Annotated in this window: 9 protein-coding genes; 2 read left to right on the plus strand and 7 right to left on the minus strand. The window is 72.6% G+C overall.

What is annotated here, in order from left to right:
- Positions 1-3: 3 nt before the first annotated feature.
- The 3 genes from FHS38_RS01130 to FHS38_RS01140 form a co-directional block, all read right to left on the minus strand.
- The gene (locus FHS38_RS01130; protein WP_184729730.1) at positions 4-957 is read right to left on the minus strand and encodes a carbohydrate ABC transporter permease; all 954 of its coding nucleotides are present in this window, start codon (positions 955-957) and stop codon (positions 4-6) included.
- An 11-nt stretch (positions 958-968) separates the two neighbouring features.
- Complete coding sequence (locus tag FHS38_RS01135; RefSeq protein ID WP_229821933.1) at positions 969-2288, minus strand: ABC transporter substrate-binding protein; 1320 nt, start codon at positions 2286-2288, stop codon at positions 969-971.
- 142 nt (positions 2289-2430) lie between these two features.
- Positions 2431-3627 (minus strand): ROK family transcriptional regulator, encoded by a 1197-nt coding sequence (locus FHS38_RS01140; RefSeq protein WP_229821898.1) that lies wholly within the window; start codon positions 3625-3627, stop codon positions 2431-2433.
- Between the two features lie 300 nt (positions 3628-3927).
- On the opposite strand from FHS38_RS01140, the gene FHS38_RS01145 reads away from it, so the two are divergent.
- On the plus strand, positions 3928-11553 hold the full coding sequence (locus FHS38_RS01145; RefSeq protein ID WP_184729735.1) for a LamG-like jellyroll fold domain-containing protein: 7626 nt from the start codon (positions 3928-3930) through the stop codon (positions 11551-11553).
- Positions 11554-11673: 120 nt separating this feature from the next.
- Positions 11674-12195 (plus strand): FBP domain-containing protein, encoded by a 522-nt coding sequence (locus tag FHS38_RS01150; protein ID WP_184729737.1) that lies wholly within the window; start codon positions 11674-11676, stop codon positions 12193-12195.
- A 70-nt stretch (positions 12196-12265) separates the two neighbouring features.
- Here FHS38_RS01150 and FHS38_RS01155 read toward each other — a convergent pair whose 3' ends face one another.
- The 4 genes from FHS38_RS01155 to FHS38_RS01170 all read right to left on the minus strand — a co-directional run bounded on the left by FHS38_RS01155 (position 12266) and on the right by FHS38_RS01170 (position 16495).
- Positions 12266-13240, minus strand: a complete 975-nt coding sequence (locus tag FHS38_RS01155; RefSeq protein ID WP_184729739.1) for an acyl-ACP desaturase — start codon at positions 13238-13240, stop codon at positions 12266-12268.
- Between the two features lie 457 nt (positions 13241-13697).
- Positions 13698-13970 (minus strand): hypothetical protein, encoded by a 273-nt coding sequence (locus FHS38_RS01160; protein WP_184729741.1) that lies wholly within the window; start codon positions 13968-13970, stop codon positions 13698-13700.
- A 47-nt stretch (positions 13971-14017) separates the two neighbouring features.
- Positions 14018-16210 carry a 4-alpha-glucanotransferase gene (malQ, locus tag FHS38_RS01165; RefSeq protein WP_184729743.1) on the minus strand — a complete coding sequence of 731 codons (2193 nt, stop codon included), beginning with the start codon at positions 16208-16210 and terminating at the stop codon, positions 14018-14020.
- Entirely contained in the window at positions 16211-16495 is a 285-nt protein-coding gene (locus FHS38_RS01170) for a hypothetical protein (RefSeq protein WP_184729745.1), read from the minus strand.
- Positions 16496-16508 lie beyond the last annotated feature (13 nt).

Raw genomic sequence — 16508 nt, forward strand, 5'->3', positions numbered from 1 at the left:
GGCTCAGTCCTCCGCCGTCTGCAGGCCGGCGCTCTTGCGCATCAGGAGCGAGGTCACGGCCATCGCGATGGCGAAGAGCACGAGCGAGAGCACGCACGCGGCGCCGGTGTTGAAGTTCTGGAAGCCGAGCGAGTAGACGAGCTGCGGCACGGTGAGGGTGCTGTGGTCGGGGTAGCCGGGCTGGATGACCGAGCCCGGCCCGACGCTGACGCCGGAGGCGAGCTTTCCGGCCACGAGCGCCTGGGTGTAGTACTGCATGGTCTGCACGACGCCCGTCACGACCGCGAACATCACGATCGGGGTGATCGACGGCCAGGTGACATAGCGGAACTTCGACCAGGCGCCCGCGCCGTCCAGCTCGGCGGCCTCGTACTGCTCCTTGGGCACGTCCAGCAGGGCCGCCATGAAGATCACCATGAGATCGCCGATACCCCACAGCGAGAGCAGCACCAGCGACGGCTTCGCCCACGCCGGGTCGTTGAACCAGTTGGGCGCGGAGATGCCGATCGTGGAGAGGATCTCGTTGACCGGGCCGGTCCCCGGGTTGAGGAGGAAGACGAAGGCGACGGTCGCGGCCACCGGAGGCGCCAGATAGGGAAGGTAGAAGGCCGTGCGGAAGAACCCGACGCCGGACTTGATTCTGGTGACGAGCAGCCCGATGCCGAGGCCGAAGACCACGCGCAGGGCGACCATCACGACCACGAGCCAGAGGGTGTTCCACAGGGCGGGCCCGAACAGCGGCATCTGGCCGAGGACGTACTTCCAGTTCCGCAGGCCCACGAAGGTCGGGGCCTGGATCTGGTTGTAGTGCATGAAGGAGAAATAGACGGTGGCGAGGAGGGGGTAGGCGAAGAAGACGCTGAAACCGACCAGCCAGGGGGAGAGGAAAGCGAGGGTGCGCAGCCGTGCGCGACGGTGCTTGCGCCGCAGCTCGGGTGCGGGGTGCAGGGGGGCCATTGCGGACTCCGTCAATCCTGGGCTTGGAGGGTGTCGTCGTCTATCTGCCGGTCGAGCGCGCGCAGGCCCTTGTCGAGATCGCGGACCCTTCCCGCCTCGGCGTCGTAGGCGAAGTCCGTGAGCGTGACGATGTACTGCCCGCCGTTGACGGACGCGGGCATGCCGACGCTGTGGCGATTCCCGGCGATGTCGAGGAAGGTGGTGAAGGCGGGATCGCGGTGCAGTTTCGGTGAGGCGAGCGCGGCCTTCGTCGAGGGCACGTTGTGAATGGCGTTGGCGAAGGCGACGACCTGATCGGTGTCGGCGGTCAGGAAGCGCACCAGCTCCCAGGCGGCGTTCTGGTGCTTGCTGCTGTGCGCGATACCGGCGACGGTTCCGGTCAGATAGCCGCGCCCGTAGGTGCCGGCCTGGTCGTCCGGCACCGGCAGGGGCGCGGTGGCCCACCGGAAGCCGGGCTTCGCGTCGTCCAGCATCCCCACGCGCCATTCGCCGTCCAGGTGCATGGCGAGCTTGCCGGTCAGGAAGGCGTTCCGCGAGGACATCTCGTCGCCGACGGTGGTGCGGAAGTTCTCCAGCGGCCCGTATCCGCCGAGCGCGGTGATCAGATCCCGCTGGAAGGTGAAGAACTCCTTCGCCGCCGTGCCCCGGGCGAGCCGGGATTTTCCGTCACCGTCGAAATAGGTGGGCCCCCACTGGGCGAAGAGCCGGTCCGGGGCGTTCTCGTACAGCCGGAAGTTGGGCATGAATCCCACCCGCCGGTACGAGCCGTCCCCCGCCCGATCGGTGAGCTTCACGGCGGCCCGCTTGAACTCGGACATGGTGCGCGGCGGACCGCTGATGCCCGCCTGCTCGAACGCGTCCACGTTGTAGTACATGCCGAAGGCGTCCGCGAGGAGGGGCAGCGCGCACTGCCTGCCCTCGTAAGAGGTGTAGTCCAGCAGGGTTTTCGGGAAGACCGCCTTCTTGTCCAGGCCGGTCTTCCTCATGAACGGGTCGAGATCGACCCACATGCCCGACGAGCAGTACTGGCCGACGTTGTTCGTGGTGAAGGACGACGCGACGTCGGGGGCGTCGCCGCCGCCCGCCCGCAGGGCCTGGTTCACGGTCGCGTCGGTGACGTTCCCGGTGGACTTCACCCGGATGTTGGGGTGCAGCTTCTCGAACCGGGCGATCGACTCGTCGATCGCCTTGACATCTTTCTTCTCCGACCAGCCGTGCCAGAACTTCAGGGTGACGGGTGCCGTCGGGTCGTCCGCGTCGCTGCCGGTGGACGGATTGGCGCAGCCCGCCAGGAGGAGGACCGCGGTGAGGAGGAAAGCGGCGGGACGTATCGGCACCGGGCCGCCACGTGCCCTGCTGTCCGTCCGGTGGCGTGCCCGGCTGCGTATTCGGCTTCGTAGGCGCGGCATGGCGGGACTTCTTTCACTGCGGAGACAGGAGGGGCAGGAGGGCAGAGACGGGGAACGGGCGGGGTCAGGCGGTGTCGAAGACGGTGTCGCGGGTGGCGGCGAGCGCGGTCCGGAGCGCGCCGTTCAGGATGGGCGCGCCGTCGACGGTGCTCAGCCGCAACTGCGGCCGGGGCAGGGCCAGTCCGGACATCTCCGCCGCGACCAGCTCGCGCAGCCGCTCCCCGCCGGCCCGGCACACCTCGCCCGACAGCACCACGAGCTCGGGGTCGACGACCGCGACCACCGCCGCGAGCCCGAGGGCGATGCGCCGGGCCAGGTCGGTGAGGACGTTGTCGCCGGTGCCCGGCACGGCGGCCGCCCGGGCCAGCGCCTCGGCGGCGGTGCGGGCGTCGATGCCGTAGGTACGGGCGAGTCCGAGCACGGCGGGCGAGCTGACGAGCATCTGGAAGCCGCCGCCCCCGTCCGGCCCGATCGTGGCGTCCGGTCCGCCGCGCGCGAGCGGCGCGCCGGGCAGCGGCATGTAGCCGACCTCGCCCGCGCCTCCGGTCGCCCCCCGCAGTGGCTTCCCGCCCAGCACGATCGCCGCGCCCACGCCCTCGTCGGCCCACAGCAGCACGAAGTCGTCGAAGCCCTGGGCGGCACCGCCGTGTTGTTCGGCGACGGCGGCGAGGTTGACGTCGTTCTCGATGACGACGGGCGTGCCGAGCACCTCGGCGAGTTCCGCGCGGAGCGTGCGCGAGTGCCAGCCCGGCAGATGCGGGGCGTAGCGCAGTGTGCCGGTGCGAGGGTCGAGCGCGCCGGGCGTGCCGATGACCGTGCGGTGCAGCGCGTCCCACCCGAGCCCGGCGCCCCGCAACGCCCCGGCCACGGCCTCGGCCACCAGGGCGGGCGTCCGGGTGCGCACCTCCTCGGCGAGGGCGTCGGCCTCGACGTGGTGCTCGCCGGCGATGCGCCCGGTGATGTCCGCGACGGCCGCGGTGATCCCGTTCTCGTCGGCGACGAGCGCGGCCACGTGCGCGACGGCCGGGTTCACCTCGTACAGCCGCGCGCTGGGCCCGGGCCGCCCCGTGACGCTCCCGGTCGTCACGACCAGCCCGCCGGCCTCCAGCCGGCCGAGGAGCTGCGAGGCGGTGGGCTTGGACAGCCCCGTCAGCTCGCCGAGCCGGGTGCGGGTGAGGGGGCCGTGGGCGATGAGCAGATCGAGCGCGGCGCGGTCGTTCATGGCCCGCAGCACGCGGGGTGTCCCGGGGATCCCGGCCATGGCTTCGCACCCGCCCCTTCGACGTCTCGGGAAGGTCTGTTAGGAAACCTTCCTATTGGTCAGGGACGGTAGGGGCGGGTCGACGCGGCGTCAACAACCCCTCGGCACGCCGCCCGAAGCATGACGCGCGGCCAGGTTTTCCGGAACCGGCCAACCATCCTTCGCCCTGGCGGAATTCTTCCCTTGACGTGCGATTTTACCTTGGGAAATCGTTTGATCGCTGCGTGTAATGAGGCAGGGGTGAGGGCGTGTGGCGCCGCCTGTCCGGCCCCCTGCCACGGCTCTTCCCAAGGAGACCCCTTGTCCGGCGACAGCCACCTGCTCAAGGTCTACAGCGACCGCCCCTACGTCCACACCACCACGGTGCGCCATCAGGGCACGACCGTGGCCCTGGCCATGGACGACCAGCGGCGGCTCGTGTACACGGTGCTCGACCTTGCGCGGCACGACGAGACCAAGGGGGAACTCGACGCCGCCTACTGGTCGGAGAACCCCTTCCCGCTGCGTTTCCCGTCCGAGATCACCGATGTGGGCTTCGCGGCCGTCGGCGCCACCGCGCTGCCGACCGTCAAGCGCGGCGGCAGGGTCGAGGCCGCCCCCGCCGAGCGACTGGACGAGGACGAGGTGGACCCCTTCCTGTCCACGACGGCCAGGCTCACCGCCCTCGCCCCCTTCCACGCCGTATCCGACGGCACGCACATCGTGGTGCTGCGCCAGTCCGTCGGGGCGGCGCACCCCGACGCGGTCCACAAGCTGACCGGCGGCGCCTCCTCCGGCCTTGCGGACCGCGCGGACTACGCCAGGGACCGTGACGGCACCAAGGTGCCCCTGGTGGCGGACACGCTGCTCTGTGACCGCTTCCTGCTCGTCGGCGGCGAACTGAAGCCGGTCCTGGAGGCCCGCTACCGCCGCAGCCGCCACAAGACCCGCCCCGACTCGGCCAAGGACAGCCTCGGCACCACGGACATGGAAGGCCGCCCCTTCCACGAGCCGACCCAGGAGCTGTCGTTCGTCCACAACCTCTCCGGCGGGCGCTTCGCCGCCTTACTCGTCCCCACCGCCGTGCACGGACGGCAGCGCTGGCAGGTCTTCGCGCACAACGACGCCACCGGCCGCATCGACTCCTTCAACGTCGAGCAGGGCCGCGACGGGCTGTTCAACCTCCAGGGCACGCAGGCGTGGACCAGCCCCGACGCCGCGTACCGCGACGCGGTCCACGAGAGCGGCCCCGGCAGCTGCCCGTTCACCGGTCAGCCGCTCGTGCCCGTGGTCAGCACCGAGGGGCACGCCGAGACGGCGCTGGCCTTCGGCGAGGGCGACGCCCATGTGCGCGTCCCCGAGGGGCCGGAGCTGGCGGGCCGCGACTTCACCGTCGAGTTCTGGGCCCGGCGCACGGCCACGGGCCGTCAGGAGTTCCTCGTCGGCCACGGCGACGAGGGCGGCAGCCCCCTCAAGTCCCTGCACATCGGCTTCCGTGACGACGACCGCTTCACCTTCGCGTTCTACGCCGACGACCTGAACTCCGACGTCCCGACCGCGGACACCGCCTGGCACCACTGGGCCTGCGTCTACGACCACACCACCCGGCGCCAGACCGTCTACCGTGACGGCGATCCCGTCGGTTCCCGCACCACCGGCGGCGACTACACCGGCACCGGCGCCCTGCTGCTGGGCCGCGCCCTCGGCCAGACCGCCCGCGCCGAGCTGGACGAGGTACGGATCTGGAACCGCGCCCGCACCGCCGACGAGCTCAAGCGCGACAAGGGCGTCCGCCTCATCGGCAACGACCCCGGCCTCGTCGCCTACTACCGCTTCGACGAGGGCGCCGGCACCCGTCTGCACGACCAGACCGACCACGCCCGCCACGGCGAGTTCCTCGGCAACCCGAAGTGGGTGACCTCCGAGGCGCCCGTCGGCGACCACCCCGGCGTCCGCCGGGACAGCTTCGCGGTGGCCGGCCGCAAGACGGTCTCCGGGCTCTCCGCCGTCCTCTACCACCAGCAGGAGGACTCCGGCACGGGCTACGACCGGGAGCCGAAGCCCGCCAAGCGGCAGGCCCGGGTGCTGCTCTCGTACGCGACCTCCGGACCCGACCCGAAGTCCGGGGCGGCCGGTGACGAGTCGTACCTGGCCACGGTCGACTTCGGCGTGGGGCGCGACGGGCGGCTCGCCCAGATCCCCGACGAGCTGGCCCTGCCGGTGCTCACCGCGCCTGAGGGCAGCTCGGACGTGGAGGCGATCAGCGAGCTGGACGCCCGGGTCCGGGAACTGGTCGGGGAGATCACGGCCAAGGAGACCGAGGTCGCCGACCTCACCCGGAAGACCGCAGACATACCGGAGCTGGAGCGACTCCGCGAGGGCTTCTACGCCCGGTGGCAGGACATCGCCGGCTGGACGTGCCGACTCCGCTTCAAGAACACCCGGGACGGCAAGCCGCAGTACCTGGCCGTGAAGGACGACGGTGCCGGGAGCGAACCGCCGCTGGTCAGGACCTCCGACAAGGAGGCGAAGTCGGCGCTGTGGGCCGTCCTGATTCCCCCGGGGGCGTCCTGGAGCGGCCCCACGCCCTACCACCTGCACAATCCGCACACCGGCAAGGACATGAACGTCGCCGGTGAGCGCCGGGACGACGACGCGCCCCTGATCGTGTGGCCGCGGAGCGCCGGCGCCTGGAACACCCACTTCCACATAGACGAGCGGAGCGACGGCTACAGCACCGTCGTCAACCGGTACAGCGGGAAGGCGGTCTGCGCCCCCGACCGGCTCGGCGACCGCGTCGTCCAGTACGACACCGCCGCAGTCATCGAGTCCGGCGAAGGACTGATCGTCCTCGAGCGGGTCGCACTCCACGAGTTCGGGCACTCCGACATCCGCGACGCGGGCAGGCGCGTCGAGTCCCTCGACGCCCAGCTCGCCGAACTCCGACCCCAGCGTGAGCTGCTGGAGCAGCGGCAGCGGGAGATCGCGGCCCGCCAGGCCGAACTCACCGCCAAGCGCGACGAACTCGCCCGGCTCACCGGCGGTCTCAAGGGCGCCGCCGACATCGCGCTGCCCATGCCGCAGCTCTTCCTCGACCGCACCGGTCTGAGCTGCTCGGGCGCCCTGCTGGCCTTCGCCCGCTCGGCCGACCGGCCGTACCTGCTGGACAGCGCCACCGGAAACGTCGTGCTGTACTTCCGCGGCTCCAACGGACAGTTCTTCGCCGCCTACTACGACACCTTGGTCGTGCGCTCCTCCCGGCGCCTGGCGGCAGGCGACGGCACGGGTCTCACCTTCACCGCCCGCGACTCCGGCACCGACCTGGGCGCGGTACGGGTCCGCGTCACGGAGGGCGACGGGCCCGGTCTGTGCGACGTGAGCGTCGAGCGGGGCGAGGAGAGCGAGACCTGGGAAGGGCTGCCGCGCCGCGCCGCCGACTTCGCCGCGATCGTCAACGGGGCACCGGAGGAGCCCGTCACGGTGGGTGCGGTGAAGTCGTTCGACGCCACCACGCGACTCCTGTCCGGGGGCAAGGCCGGCGACGTCGTCGGGGGCGTCCTCCGGCTCGCCGAGGCCCTCACGGTTCCGCTTCCCGCCCGTACGCCCGTCACCGTCGGCGGCCACCTCTACCTCACGGAGGCCGACCACGCGCCGGGGGCCACTTCGCTCCGGCTGGGTTTCGGCGAGGGCGGACCCGAGCCCCGGCCCGGTGAGGCGGTCCAGCGGCTGCGCTACGACCACCGCCGGGCCGCCTCCAGCCGCCCCGGCGTCCCGCTGTCCGCGGGCTCCCGGCTGGTGTCCGCCGACCCGGGCGCGGCACAGGAGGTGCCGCTCGGCGAGGTGTCCGGCCTGGTCGCCGGGCACGGCTGCCGCTGGCGCGCGGACCAGCCGGGCCGGGCCTACTCCTTCGACGGGCAGCAGAACCTCCTCTCCCTGCCGGAAAAGCAGCTGGACCGGGTCGCGGTGACCCGTGACCTGACCCTGGAGGCGTGGATCAACCCCGAGCAGGTGTCCGGCGCGGCCAGGATCGTCCACGCCGGCACCGGCGAGGCCCCGTACACGCTGGGAGTGTTCGCCCCGGCCGCCGCCGACGTGCCCGCCCTGGACTTCGACGGCAAGAGCGGCGTGGCCATGACCGAGGCAGGCTTCAGCCTCGCCGGCAAGAGCTTCACGGTGGAGTTCTGGGCGCGGCGGAAGGTGGGCTGGCAGGCGCACCGCTCGCACTACGTCGTCGGCCACGGGGCGTCGCAGGGCGGTACGCGGAAGGCCCTGCACATCGGCTTCCGCGACACCGGCTCCTTCACGTTCGCGTTCTACGGTGACGACCTCAGCACCAACTACGGCTATGTGGACACCGACTGGCACCACTGGTCCTGCGTGTTCGACGCGGCCACCCGGGAGCAGATCATCTACCGGGACGGCGCCGAGGAGGCCAGGCGGGTCGCGTCGGGCACCTACGACGGGGAGGGCCTCTTCAGCTTCGGCAGCCACTTCGGCGGCTGGGTGGCCGACTACGCCGCGGTGGAGATGGACGAGGCCCGCCTCTGGGGCACCGCTCGCAGCGCCGCCGAGGTCCGGGAGCTGAAGAACCGCCGGCTGTCCGGCAAGGAGCCCGGGCTCATGGGCTACTGGCCGTACACCGACCCGGCCGCCCGGGTCGGCGGCAAGCCGGGCGTCCTGGACCGCTCGGGCCAGGGCCGGCACGTCTACCTCCGCGGTGGCGTCACCACCGCGGAGGCGCCCGCCGCCCTCGACCAGGCGGCGGAGGCGGCGTACCGCGTCGTCGCCGGGGTCGGCGACCGGCTGGTGGCCACCCGCGACTCCTTCCCCCTGCACGAGTGGGCCCACCTCGCGGCCGCCTACGAGCAGTCCTGGGCCGTCGCGCTCACCGACGGCGCCTACCTCGACGCCCCCGACAACGACGCCCTCGACATCCCCGACGACCTCACGATCGAGGTCTTCTGCCGTGTCGACGCCCTCGGCGGCACCCAGGGCCTGCTGTCCAAGGGCCGGGCCGCCGACGGCTCCGGCGGCAGCGTCCCGTACCGGCTGCTCCTCCTGCCCGACGGCAAGCTGGAGTTCGCCTTCGAGGAGCCGGGCGGGCGGCTCGTACGCCTGGCCTCCACCGAGGCCCTGACCGCCGGGACGTTTCACCGGATCGGTGTCGTCCGCAAGGGCGGCCGGTCGACGCAGGAGCGCAAGGGCAACAAGGAGATCACCGCCGTCGGCGCGGACGGCAAGCCCGTCCAGCAGACCGTGGAGCTCGTGGAGTCCGTCGAGGTCCAGGAGTGGCAGGACGTCCGCTTCTTCATCGACGGCCGCGAGGCCGGCACCGCCCGCTACGAGGGGCCCGGCCCCAAGGGCAACACCGGCACGCTCGACATCGGCCGGGCACGCGAGGGCCTGGAGACGCACGGCTTCACCGGTGTGATCGCCGAGATCCGGCTGTGGGGCGCGGCGCGCGACGCCGCCCAGCTCGGCGCGCCCGTCTCGGCGCGAGACCGGGGCCTGACCGCGCACTGGCGGTTCGAGGAGAACGCGGGCAACACCGCCGCCGACACCACCGGCTCGCACGCCCTGCGGCTGCGCGGCGCCCGCTGGACCCGCAACCCCGACCCGCGCGGCAGCGCCTTCCGGCTCTACCGCAACGGCGTCTCGGTGGCCTGCGACCCGCTGGAGTCGGCGGACTTCGCCGACTACGGCGACGCCCAGCTCACCCTCGGCGCCCGGACGAAGGGGGGCGGCCGGCCGGACCAGGCCTTCCACGGCGTCCTGGAGGACGTGCGGATCTGGCGCACCGCCCGCACCCAGGAGCAGGTCCTCGACAACCTCTTCAGCCGGCTCAAGGGCGAGAAGGAGGACCTGATCGCCTACTGGCCGTTCGACCGGGACTCCACCGACGAGGCGGCCGATCTCGTACGGGACGAGGGGCTGCGCGGCAACCACCTGTCCCCGCACGACGGCGTCTTCCGCCCCTCGGCCGTCCTGTCCACCGCGCCCGTCTCCACCGACACCGCCCAGGTCCGCTCCGCGCTCGCCGCGATGCGCACCCCCTTCCACGAGACGGTCACCGGTTCGCCGGCCGTCGCCGAGTACGCGGACATGCAGTACACCGCCAAGGGCGAGGCGTTCGGCGTCCTCAAGCGGGCGTACGGCTATCTGCGGGACGGCCGGTGGCACCTGGTCACCGGCTACAAGGTCGGCGACCTGGTCAGCGAGTGGGTCAGCCAGGTGCAGTTCGACCCGCAGCTGGTCGGCTACGTGGAGGGCGCGCCGCCGGTCCCGTCGGAGAACCTCACCCCCAACACCGTCGACCCCGACCGCGCGACCTACGACGGCATCGCGTCGGTGGAGTTCACCCAGGCCGAGGAGGTCGTCCACTCCCTGTCGTCGGCCAAGGAGCGCAGCGTCGACGCGGCGTTCGGCTTCGCCCTCTCCAACGAGGTCGACGTCGACATGTGGATGATCACCGCGCCGCTCGGTTTCGGCGTCGCCAAGTCGATGGTGAAGGCGAAGGTGTCGGCGGGCGTCCGGGGCAGTCTGGAGTTCTCCAACAGCTGGGCCGAGGAGACGGCCGTCTCGCAGGGCGAGAACACCGCCCGCTCCATGAAGGTCGACCTCTCGGGCAGCTGGGAGGATCCGCTGAAGCCCCTCAACCCGTCGCTGGGCCGCCGCTACGTGCCCGTGAACACCGGCTTCGCCCTGGTCCAGTCCCAGACCGCCGACGTCTTCGCGCTGCGGCTCGCGCACAGCGGCGCCCTGGTCGCCTACCGCATCCAGCCCAACCCCGACATCCCCAAGGACTGGAACGTCGTCCCCTTCCCCCTCAACCCCCGCTACACCAAGCAGGGCACCCTCGACGGCACGGTCGGTTTCGACGAGCGCGGCAAGGTCCTCGACCCGGACTACACCGCGGCCCGCGACCGCGGCGAGTACAGCTACTACAAGCCGCGCGAGGCCTACGCCATCAAGCGGCGCATCCAGCGCGAGCAGCAGCGGCTGCGCGGCTACTACGAGTCCGTCTCCACCGACACCCACGCGCCCGACCCCACCGCCGAGCGGGCGGGCCGGGTCCTGGGCGGCGCGATCGGCGGCGACACCGCGCCCGGCCGGGGCCGGGACACCACCGGCAGCTCCACCGGTGACGGCTTCTCCCGCCGCGACCTGGTCAACACCTACGTGTGGACGGCGGACGGCGGGTTCTTCGCCGAGACCACCGAGACCACCGACGCCGTCAGCGAGACCACCTCCGGCTCCTACTCGCTGTCCGGATCGGTGGGCACCTCCGTCGGCACGTCCTTCGACGTGATGGGCATCGGCGTCAACGCCCAGCTCGACGCCTCCGTCGGCGGCGGCATGACCGCCACCCGGGCGCGCGGGAAGGAGGCCACCCGCTCCTTCGGGCTCAACGTCACCTGCTCGCCGTCCGGCAACGTCCAGCAGTACGACGCCCACCGCAAGCCGGTCTTCGACTCCGACGGCAAGCCCGTCAACGCGCCCGGCAAGGTGGACGCGTACCGGTTCCTCAGCTTCTACCTCGGCGAGGACACCGAGCACTTCGACACCTTCTTCCACAAGGTCGTCGACCCGGCCTGGCTGGAGGGCGGCACCGATCCGAACGCGGCCGCGCTGCGCCAGGCCCGTCAGTCGGACCGCAAGCCGCCGTGCTGGCGGGTGATGCACCGCGTCACCTTCGTCAGCCGGCTCCTGCCGCCCGTCCCCGCCGCCGAGGCCGCGCCCCTGGAGCGGGCGATGCGGCAGCTGGACGTGGAGAGCAACTACGAGCTCGTCCGGCGCCTCGACCCGTACGTCAAGGGCGCGGCCACCGGGCTGCCCGAGCTCTCCCGGGCGGTGCGCGACGCACTCGCGACGCACCTGCCGGAGCTGAGCCCGCACGCGGAGGACGTGATCGGCTTCCTCGCGCAGTACTACGGCGTCGAGGGCTGACCGGCTGAGCGACGTCCCGCCGACGGATCCGCACCGTCGGCGGGACGGCCGGGCGCGAGGGCGCCGGCGCCCGGAAAATCATGCGACGTCCCGCCGGCACCGGTGTTAGCTTCAACCACCATGGAACCACTCGGCGAGAACGACATACGCGCCTCCTTCGTGAACTGCTCCAAGGGAGAGGCGCGCAGGCTCAGCCTGCCCAGGGGACTGGCCGAACTCCCCTGGGCCGACCTCGACTTCCTGGGCTGGCGCGACCCGGGCGCCCCGGACCGCGGCTACATCGTCGCCGAGCGGGCCGGGGAGCTGGTGGGGGTCACGCTGCGCGTTCCGCAGGGCGGCCCGCGGAGCATGACGAAGACGACGATGTGCTCGCTCTGCCTGACCGCGCACGTCGCCTCGGGGGTCTCGCTGCTCGCCGCCCGCAAGGTCGGCGCCGCCGGCCGCGACGGCAACACGGTCGGCGCCTACATGTGCGCCGACCTGGCCTGCACGCTGTACGTGCGGGGAAAGAAGAAGCCGCTGCTCGCGATGCGCTACAAGGAGACGCTGAGCGTGGAGGACCGGATCACGCGCACGCTGGTGAACCTGGACGAGTTCCTGGACAAGGTCTTCCGGGTCGAGGACGCGGCGGCGCGGGTCTGAGCCGCGCACGGGGCCTGAACGAGCGGGAGGCCGGGGCGATGCCCCGGCCTCCCGTGTACGGCGGTGCGGCTCAGGCCTGCTCGGCCCGGGCCCGGCGGCGGGCGAGCAGTGCCTCGCGGCGCTCGTCGAACTTCGTCGCCTGGTCGTCGAGGCCGCCCATGTACAGCCCCAGCTCCTCCTGGGCGCGCAGACCGTCCGGGCCGAGCCCGGTGATCTCCAGGACCTTCAGGAAGCGCAGCACCGGCTGCAGCACGTCGTCGTGGTGGATGCGCAGGTTGTAGATCCCGCCGATGGCCATCTGCGCGGCGGCCCGCTCGAAGCCGGGGATGCCGTGGCCCGGCATCCGGAAGTCGACCACGACGTCCCGCACGGCGCTCATCGTCTGGTCGGGCGCCAGCTCGAAGGCCTTGCCCAGCAGGTTGCGGTAGAAGACCATGTGCAGGTTCTCGTCGGTGGCGATCCGGGAGAGCATGCGGTCACAGACCGGGTCGCCGGAGTGGTGGCCGGTGTTCCGGTGCGAGATGCGGGTGGCCAGCTCCTGGAACGCGACGTACGCGACCGAGTGCAGCATGCTGTGCCGGTTGTCGGACTCGAACCCCTCCGACATGTGCTGCATGCGGAACCGCTCCAGCGCGACCGGGTCCACGGCGCGCGAGGTGAGCAGGTAGTCCCGCATCACGATGCCGTGCCGGCCCTCCTCGGCGGTCCAGCGGTGCACCCAGGTCCCCCAGGCGCCGTCGCGGCCGAAGAGCGACGCGATCTCGTGGTGGTAACTGGGGAGGTTGTCCTCGGTCAGCAGGTTGACGATGAGGGCGGTCCGCCCGATGTCCGTCACCTTCGACTGCTCGGGCGCCCAGGCCTCGCCGCCCATGACCCCGTCGAAGTTCCGCCCGTCGCTCCACGGCACGTACTCGTGCGGCATCCATTCCTTGGCGACCTTGAGGTGGCGGTTCAGCTCGGTCTCGACGACCTCTTCGAGTGCGTACAGCAGGCGGCTGTCGCTCCACACGGCCCGGGAATGGTGGCGGAGGGGGGCGATGGTCACAGACAGCTCCTGATGCGGGGACGATCTTACTTACGGATCCGTAGGTTACGACACCGTAGGTTAAGTGCACGGTAAACGGCAAGGGCCACCCTTCCGGGGGGACGGTGCGTGCGTTCGCCGTCACCGGGCGTGCGGGGGCGAGGGTGTTCCGGAAGCCGCCGCCGGGTGGGCCCGGGGCGCGGTGGGGCGCGTGAACCGATGCGGCGACGACTCAAGGGCGAGCCGGAGCTGTCCAACCGTCAGATCGAGGAAGCGGCGGTCGAATCGGGGGAGTTGCCGGCGCGCAGCACCTTGACGGGTGCGCCGGGGAGGGGCGCGAGGGCCCGGAGGATTCCCCCGTCGGTCTTGTGGGCCGTTGCCCGGGTACGACGAAAAGCCCGGCGCCCCCGTCCGTGAAGGACCGGGGATGCCGGGCGGCAGAGCTCAGGAGAACTCGGGAAAAAGGGTGGGACAGCCGTTACCGCGAAGTGCGCGGGTGGTGGGTGTCGTGCGTGTGGGGGTTGTCCGAGTGCCTGGCCGCGACCATGCAGAGGCCCGCGATGGCCAGGAAGGCGACGATCGGCGCGGCGACGTAGAGGCCGAGCGTGTTGATCACGCTCATGCCCGGACCCGGGTCGTCACCGTCGTCGCGGGTGAGCGCGAACGCGGGGGACGACATCAGCAGCATCAGCACAGTGCCGGCGGAGATGGCGCCGGCGCGCATGGCGTTCTTGTTGACCTTGTTGCTCACGGGCTCAACGTATCGGACCCGCGTGAGCCCCGCGCGCCCGGGGTCGCCTATGGGTGGCCGACCGGGCCGTTCGAGCCCGTAGCGGGCCATTCCCCCCACGCCCCGCCCCAGGTCTTTCCCCAGCTGCCACCGCTCGGCGCGGTACGCAGCTCGTCCATCAGGGCGTGCAGGCGCGGCGAGGCCGCCAGGTCCTCCAGGGAGACCGGCCGGCCGGTCGCGTCGGCGATGGGGAGCCGCCAGTTCGGGTACTGGTCCCACGTGCCCGGCAGGTTCTGCGGACGCCGGTCGCCGACCGCGTCCGGGAGCCAGACGCCGATCATCCGGGCGGGGGTGCGCAGCAGGAAGCGGTGGACGGCCTTGACCGCGGCCACCTCGTCGCCCGGGCCCTCCGGGAGCAGGCCCAGACGGCCGAAGAGCGCCATCCACTCCGCGATCGCCGTCGCGTCCTCCCGCTGCTCCACGCCGAGCGGACGGGCCAGCAGGCCGAGCCGGTGGCGCAGCTCCACATGGTCGCCGGTGAGGCGGGCGGCCGTGCTCGGCAGGTCGTGGGTGGTGGCCGTGGCCAGGCAGTCGGCGCGCCAGCGCTCGGGCTCCAGCGGCTCCGCGCGGCCGCCCGCACCGTCGTAGTCCCGCTCGAACCACAGCACCGACGTCCCCAGCACCCCCCGCTCGGCCAGCGACTCCCGCACACCCGGCTCGACCGTGCCCAGGTCCTCCCCTATGACGGTCGCGCCCGCGCGGTCCGCCTCCAGCGCGAGGACGCCGAGCATCGCCTCCGCGTCGTAGCGCACGTACGTCCCCCGCGTCGGCTCGCGCCCCTCCGGCACCCACCAGAGCCGGAACAGGCCCATCACATGGTCGATGCGCAGCGCGCCCGCGTGGCGCATCAGCGCGCGCAGCAGATCGCGGTACGGCGCGTACCCCGTGGCCGCCAGGGCATCGGGCCGCCAGGGCGGCAGCCCCCAGTCCTGGCCGTGCGGGCTGAACGCGTCCGGGGGAGCGCCGACCGACATGCCGGCGGCGAAGGCGTGCTGCTGCGCCCAGGCGTCCGCGCCCGACGGGTGCACCCCGACGGCCAGGTCGTGGACGAGGCCGACGCGCATGCCCGCCTCGCGGGCGGCCCGCTGGGCGGCGGACAGTTGCTGGTCGGTGAGCCAGGCGAGCCAGCAGTGGAAGTCGACGCGGTCGAGGAGCTCGCCGCGGGTGCGGGCCGTACGGGCCGAGCGGGGGTCCTTGAGGGCGCCGGGCCAGGTCCGCCAGTCCGGGCCGTGCACCTCGGCGAGCGCGCACCACGTGGAGTGGTCGTCGAGGGCCTGGCCCTGCTCGGCGAGGAAGTCGCAGTACGCGGCGCGGCGGCCGGGGCTCAGCGGCACGGCCCGCACCAGCTCCAGCGCCTGGCGCTTGGCAGCCCACACCGCGTCCCGGTCGATCAGCGCATCGCGCCGCAGCACGCCCTCACGCAGCGCGGCGGCCCGGCCGAGAAGCAGATCGGCGCGCTCGCGCGCCGGACCGCCGAGGTAGGCGAACTCGGCGATGTCCTCGATGCGCAGATAGACCGGATCGGGGAAGCGGCGGGAGGAGGGGCGGTACGGCGAGGGGTCGGTGGGCGCGCCGGGTACGGCCGCGTGCAGCGGGTTGACCTGCACGAAGTCCGATGCGAAGGCCCGGCCCGACCAGGCGGCGAGCTCGGCGAGGTCACCGAGGTCGCCCATGCCCCAGGAGCGGGCGGACAGCAGCGAATAGAGCTGCACGAGGAAGCCGTGGGCGCGCTCGGGCGGCGCGGGCAGCCGCTCGGGGGCGACGATCAGGGGCACACAGGCACTCCGGCCGTCGGGGGCGTGGGCACGCAGCAGGTGGCTGCCGAGCGGCAGGGCCTCCGCGAGGCACCCGCCGCCGGCCCCGCCGAAGAGCCCCGCCCCGTCCCACGCGAGCCCCCGCCCGTCCTCGGTGTCGACCCGCAGGGCCGTGCCCTCCGGCAGCGCGGGCAGCGCCGGACCGTGGGCGCGCGGCGTGCCGTCCGCCGCCGCCCGCAGGACCACCGCCCGGGGCAGCAGCCGGCGGCGCTCGGTCGTGGCGTGGGCGTCCAGGGCGTCCCGGACGGCACGAGGGGTGGAGGCGTCGACGCCCAGCGCGGCGAGGACCGCGACGACGGTGTCCTCGGGCACCTGGCAACCCTGGCCGGGCGCGGGCTCGTAGGAGGTGGCGACACCGTGCAGTTCGGCGAGCCGCGCTCGGCCCATTCAGACCTCCGAGGACTCCGTGCCGAAGGCCGGTCCGTGGACCGTGGCCGTCGGTTCGCTGGTGAGCGGCAGTTCGGTGGCCAGCGGGGGCTCGCTGGTGAGGGGGGTGGCATCGGCGAGCGGCGGCTCGCTGGTCAGCGGGGGCTCGGCCGGGGCGCCGGAGCCGGAGCCGGCCGGGACCGGGCCGTCGAACTCCGGGAGGTACGCGTCGTCGTGCGCGCACGCACACGGGGACGGCACCGGTTTGGACAGGGCGGACAGCAGGAGCTGGGCGGACGCGGCCACGGGGGCCTCCCGG

It is taken from the genome of Streptomyces netropsis (assembly GCF_014203545.1).
Lineage (GTDB): Bacteria > Actinomycetota > Actinomycetes > Streptomycetales > Streptomycetaceae > Streptomyces > Streptomyces netropsis.